Annotated in this window: 8 protein-coding genes; 2 read left to right on the top strand and 6 right to left on the bottom strand. The window is 49.1% G+C overall.

Going from position 1 to position 5441, the window contains the following annotated elements:
* Positions 1 to 143: 143 nt before the first annotated feature.
* The gene (locus PHU49_13955) at positions 144 to 323 is read right to left on the bottom strand and encodes a zinc ribbon domain-containing protein (GenBank protein ID MDD5245109.1); all 180 of its coding nucleotides are present in this window, start codon (positions 321 to 323) and stop codon (positions 144 to 146) included.
* Positions 324 to 393: 70 nt separating this feature from the next.
* Positions 394 to 1002 (bottom strand): molybdopterin-dependent oxidoreductase, encoded by a 609-nt coding sequence (locus PHU49_13950; GenBank protein ID MDD5245108.1) that lies wholly within the window; start codon positions 1000 to 1002, stop codon positions 394 to 396.
* A gap of 189 nt (positions 1003 to 1191) precedes the next feature.
* Here PHU49_13950 and PHU49_13945 point away from each other — a divergent pair, with 189 nt between their 5' ends.
* Positions 1192 to 2367 (top strand): class I SAM-dependent rRNA methyltransferase, encoded by a 1176-nt coding sequence (locus PHU49_13945; GenBank protein MDD5245107.1) that lies wholly within the window; start codon positions 1192 to 1194, stop codon positions 2365 to 2367.
* 116 nt (positions 2368 to 2483) lie between these two features.
* Here the strand turns inward: PHU49_13945 and hisF are convergent, their stop codons facing one another.
* Positions 2484 to 3248, bottom strand: coding sequence for an imidazole glycerol phosphate synthase subunit HisF (gene hisF / locus PHU49_13940; protein ID MDD5245106.1), 765 nt, complete (start codon positions 3246 to 3248; stop codon positions 2484 to 2486).
* 162 nt (positions 3249 to 3410) lie between these two features.
* Between hisF and PHU49_13935 the strand changes: the two genes are divergently transcribed.
* Positions 3411 to 3761, top strand: coding sequence for a cupin domain-containing protein (locus PHU49_13935; GenBank protein ID MDD5245105.1), 351 nt, complete (start codon positions 3411 to 3413; stop codon positions 3759 to 3761).
* Between the two features lie 115 nt (positions 3762 to 3876).
* Here the strand turns inward: PHU49_13935 and PHU49_13930 are convergent, their stop codons facing one another.
* The 3 genes from PHU49_13930 to PHU49_13920 form a co-directional block, all read right to left on the bottom strand.
* Positions 3877 to 4533 carry an HAD family hydrolase gene (locus tag PHU49_13930; protein MDD5245104.1) on the bottom strand — a complete coding sequence of 219 codons (657 nt, stop codon included), beginning with the start codon at positions 4531 to 4533 and terminating at the stop codon, positions 3877 to 3879.
* Between the two features lie 201 nt (positions 4534 to 4734).
* Positions 4735 to 5010, bottom strand: a complete 276-nt coding sequence (locus PHU49_13925) for a hypothetical protein (GenBank protein MDD5245103.1) — start codon at positions 5008 to 5010, stop codon at positions 4735 to 4737.
* A gap of 44 nt (positions 5011 to 5054) precedes the next feature.
* Complete coding sequence (locus PHU49_13920; protein MDD5245102.1) at positions 5055 to 5258, bottom strand: 4-oxalocrotonate tautomerase family protein; 204 nt, start codon at positions 5256 to 5258, stop codon at positions 5055 to 5057.
* Positions 5259 to 5441 lie beyond the last annotated feature (183 nt).

Here is a 5441-nt window from a genome sequence, read left to right as displayed (position 1 = left end):
AAATGCATTATCCGTAACAGCTGTTGTGTTACTCATGATATCCTCCTTGCGGTGAACGATCAACTATCGGCCGTCAGCAGACAGCTTAGTGTTGACAGCTCTATTTTTTACAGAACAGTTCCGCTGTTCTCAGTATACTACTTTCAGGAAAAAGGTGATTTCCTGGGCGCCCCGCAGGAACCCTGTCCTGTATGGGTTACGGACAGATTCTTTTCTATGTCCTTGCTTTCACACTTCGGACAAGGAGGTTCCTGATCGTCTGCCTTTTGTATGACCTCAAATTCATTCCCGCATTGCTTGCATCTATATTCATAGATAGGCATAATAAATCTCCTTATACATATCCTTTATGGATTATTAATAAGTCCTGATGGCGGCTTTGTCAATTGTATGTCATTCATCGAGAAACCCGATAACCTCACCATCGGGGATAGGCCTGACCCTCCCTCCTTCATTCATGTCGCGCACTACCCCGGCTTCAATCGCGGCGTCGTCGGTATAACCGCGCTGTTCCCAGAATCCCGGGGAATAGCCGTCTGTCAGTTCGACCTTCACAACGCTTTTTGCCGATTTGTATCCCCAGAGATAGGGGCAGAATACCCTGATGGGGCCTCCGTAATCCTCCTCCAGAAGGTCGCCGTCAAACTCATATGCGAGCAGCATCCTCTCCTTGAGGGCTACATCGATGGGAACTGACGTATCATAGATCTTCCTGTAAGACCAGAACCTCACATACCGTACCGAGGTCAACGCTCCTACAATCTTCAGGATATCGGCAACCTTCACACCTCCCCATTTCCCTCTGACAGAAAACCGTGTGACGCTCGTAAGCCGCGCATCGGCAATCGTCTTCGGCATTGAGACAATCTCTTGCCAGGCAAACTGCTTTGGGTTTTCACAAAGACCGGCAACCTCGATCTGCCATGCCTCTCTGTCCAGTTTGCCCGGATGCCCTTCAACCCAGAAGACCGGGGTCTTTAAGTCCTTGAGCCTGCTCACCATTGCCCCCGTTTCATTACGTTCTCATTTCAACTATAGCAGGTTACAACATTATTGGCAACCAAGAGCATAAGTCAAGCCCATGGCTCATGGTTAACAAGCCTGCACAGGCTTACAAGCTGGCAAACAATACAAGAAGCTGCCGGTTGATTTTGACGATAGGGAATAATTTATATATACTGACCTTGCATCATGATCACATTAACCATCAAAAGGAACCGCATCGGTCCCGTGCTGGGCAGGCACCCCTGGGTCTTTTCACAGGCCCTGACAAAGATCCCTGACGGCCTGCCTCCTGGTGAGCCGGTGAGGCTTTTCAGCGAGACAGGGGAATTCCTTGCATCCGGTTATTTCAACTCATATTCACAGATAGCAGTCCGCGTCTGGGGTTATGAAAAGGATGAGACAGTAGACGCGTCTTTCTTCGCAAGGAGGATAGAGCGGGCTTACCGGACAAGAAAGGAGTATGTCGAAAACCCCTTAACGAATGCCTACCGCCTGATTAATGGTGAAAACGATTTCCTGCCTGGGCTCATTGTTGACAAGTATGACGACTACCTGGTGGTGCAGTTTCATACCAGTGGGATCGAGTCATGGAAAAACAATATTATCAATGCCCTGGGAACGATACTAAGACCAAAAGGGATATACGAACGGTCCGATATGTCAGTGAGGAAACAGGAAAATCTCGACAGTGAAAAGGGGCTTCTTGCCGGTTCTGTGCCTGACCGCATTGCCATTCTTGAAAACGGTTTTCAGTTTCTCGTCGATGTAAAGCATGGCCAGAAGACAGGCTTCTTTCTCGACCAGCGCGACAAGCGTGGGGCATGTATAAAATACACAAAAGATAAGGATGTGCTCAACTGTTTTTCATATACCGGAGGATTCACTGTCTACGCCCTTGCAGGAGGCGCGCGGCGCGTGACAAGTGTGGATACCTCTGAAAGCGCACTTGAACTGGCAAAAGAGAACGTAACGCTCAACGGTTTTGATCCCGCACGCTGTGAATTCATATGCGATGACGTGAAGCACTGCCTGAGAAACATTGAGGAACAATTCGATGTCATTGTCCTTGATCCGCCGGCATTCATCAAGGATCACAGGAAAAAGAAGGAGGGGATTATCGGTTACAGGGGCATCAACGAGATGGCTATAAAGGCATTATCCAAAAATGGTATCCTCGTCACCTGCTCCTGCTCGGTACATCTCACCCTTGAAGATTTCCGCTATCTCCTTTCTGAGGCAGGGGGCAAGGCAGGAAAATCCCTCCGCTTCCTCGAAACCTATACCCACGGCATCGATCATCCCCAACTCGTGCCCTTCACCGAAGGGTCATACCTGAAGTGCTTCATAATAAGTACTGAATAACCAATCACCAAACATCAATAACCAATTAATAACCAATATCCAATGACCAAATATCCAAAAGAGAAACAACGCCAAGAAGTTTTTGTTTGAATATTGCGTATTGATTTTCTGTTTTTTTACAGGGTAACCTTTAGCCCCTTTGCCTTCAGGTATTCCTTTACCTGCCGTATGGTAAATGTCCTGAAATGAAAAACCGATGCCGCGAGCAACACGCTGGCGCCGCCTTTGACCACCCCTTCATAGAAATGCTCCAGGGTTCCGGCTCCGCCTGACGCCACGACAGGAACCGTCACGACATCGGCAACAGCCTTTGTAAATTCGAGGTCATATCCCGCGAGTGTCCCGTCACCGTCCATACTGGTTGGAAGGACAACGCCTGCGCCAAGGTCCTGGCACTTCTTTGCCCATTCAATGGCGTCTTTCCCTATAGGCGTCGTTCCACCGGCAATGACGAGCTCAAACCCGGAGGGCATCCCTTTGTTGCGCCGCGCATCGATCGCCACGGTAATCTTTCCGGAACCGAATTTCTTTGCCCCTTCACGGACAAGCTCCGGGTTCTTCACGGCAGCACTGTTCATGGAGACATTCGTGGCGCCTGCCCCGAGTACCATTTCAATATCTTCCAGGCTGTTGATTCCCCCGCCAACAGTAAGGGGAATGGTGATTACAGAGGAGACCTGTTTTACCCATTCAAGACGGGTCTTCCTGTTTTCAACAGTAGCGGCGATGTCAAGCATGGCAAGTTCATCAGCGCCCTCTTTTTCATAGAAGGCCGCATTTTCAACGGGGTCACCTGCATCGCGTATATCAACAAAATGGATCCCCTTCACAACACGACCGTTTTTCATATCAAGACATGGCATGATCTTTATAACATCCATCGCTGCTCCTTTCTTTCAAGAGATTTCGTAAACTGGAGATAAGTATTATCTGCGAAAAGGAATAAGTCAAGATAAGTATCAATGGGTTTTTTAAAAATGTGTGGTGTTTGAACTGGATACTCTGGTAACATATAGATTCTATACCATTACGGAGGTGACTATATGAAGATAACAAGCCTCGATAAGGTTGAAAAGACGAAGATGGATATGGAGGGCGCAAAAGACGCCTATAAGCAGATCCCTATTGCAAAGGCGGATGGAACACCTTCGTTTTCTGTACGCGTCTTCACCATTGAGCCGGGCGGTTACTCGCCATACCATACGCACCCCTTTGAACATATCAACTACGTCATAGATGGTCAGGGTGCCCTGGTGACTGAAACAGGGGAAGAGAAACCCGTTCAGAAGGGCAACTTCGTCCTCGTTCTTCCCAACGAAAAACACCAGTACAAGAACACATTACCCGACCTGCCCCTTGTCATTATCTGCGCCGTACCGAAGGAATATGAGTAGCCGTAAGAGCAGTTCATGGCTCATAGCTCATAGTGGAACGTGAGGCGATTTCACCCCTTACGACTTACGATTCACGACTTACGGGTTCACTTGGATTTAGGATTTGCTATTACCGCTATATTCCCATTATCTCAAACAGCTCATGCGGGTGGCTGATCACGGCACGGGCACCGCTTTCGAGCAATTCATCTTTTGTCCTGAACCCCCACAACGCGCCTACGGCAAACATCCCCGCGTTGTTCGCGGTCATCATATCGATATCCGTGTCACCAAGATACAGGATGCTGCCGGGGGCGATGCCAAGATGTGCACTGATGAGCAAGGCACCTGCCGGGTCTGGTTTTACGGGCATACCGGCCTGCGCGCCGAGGACCATTTCAAAATTTTGAGTCCCCGCCAGGGCTTCAACGATCCTCTTCGTAAGGTCATCAGGCTTATTCGAGAAGACGGCCAGTTTTATACCGTGGCCCTTCAATCTGTTTATAACATCAGCGATGCCGTCGTACAATCGCGTTTTGACCAAACAATTCTTCCGGTAATCCGCAACCACCGAATCGTAATACCAGCTTAGATATTCTTCAGATCGCTTTTCCCGGGGGAGTGTTTCGGCAACCAAGTTCTTTACCCCCTTCCCGATAAAATATCTGTACGCATCATAGCTGTGAACGGGTAGCCCCTGCATGGTCAAGACCCTGTTCATCGAATCGGCCAGATCTTCAAGCGTATCGGCAAGGGTGCCGTCAAGATCAAAGATAACTCCCTCAAATCTCATGGCAACCAAACCCATACCATATAGTAATTAAATATATCCATGACAGGCTCGCGATCATCCGATGACATCGGTGTCAAAGCGATTTTCATGATCTTTCTCCTTTGCGTCTGATCCGGAGATCAGTCAGGGCCGGGTACATAGGTGACACATTCTTCACATCCTGGGATTGCCGTATTCAACAACGGTCTATCGATACCTATTCTATGGCTGATCGATCCCGACCTCATATCCGGGCGGGCTGTCGGTTGATTTCAATATGAATTCGACACGCCTGCCTCCGAGCAGGATGTCTTCAGAAAGGCTCCGCAGTTGGCTGAAGTCGGCCGATTCCAGGAACAGCCTCAGCAGTTCCAGCTCTTCCTCCAACTGTCTGTCCTCCTGATCCCCTTTCAGGAGTATGCTCAGCACCCTCTCGTACTCCCTTTTTGCAACAGTCTCAATACAGTTTGAAAGACTCGGTTCAAGCTTGATTTCCATCCATACCCTCTGCCCTTCACTGCCTGCCGCTTTTTGCTGTACTGTTATTGTGTCTTCTTTCTCCGCACCGTCACCGACTCGCCGCCGACGCCCCAGTTGTCCGTTTCCACCTCTTCAATGAGAACCATTACGGTCTGCGGGTTCTTTCCGAGCACATCGACAAGAAGCTGCGTTACACCCTTGATCACTTCTGCCTTCTTTTCAGGTGAAACCCCATCTTTTGTGATCTTGATATTCACGAACGGCATACTATCCTCCTTATCTTTTTAATTCCACTATTGTGGCGCCCCAGCCGCCTGCCCCTTCTCCTGCCGGCCGGAAAGATTGAACAACAGGATTTTTACCGAGGGCGGCATGGACTGTCCGCCTCAATTGTCCTGTACCTTTCCCATGGATGATCCGTATCTCAAAAATACTCTTCTCACGGCACA

The sequence above is a fragment of the Syntrophorhabdaceae bacterium genome, assembly GCA_028713955.1.
Classification (GTDB): Bacteria; Desulfobacterota; Syntrophorhabdia; order Syntrophorhabdales; family Syntrophorhabdaceae; genus UBA5609.
This window is presented reverse-complemented; position numbering and strand designations above follow the sequence as displayed.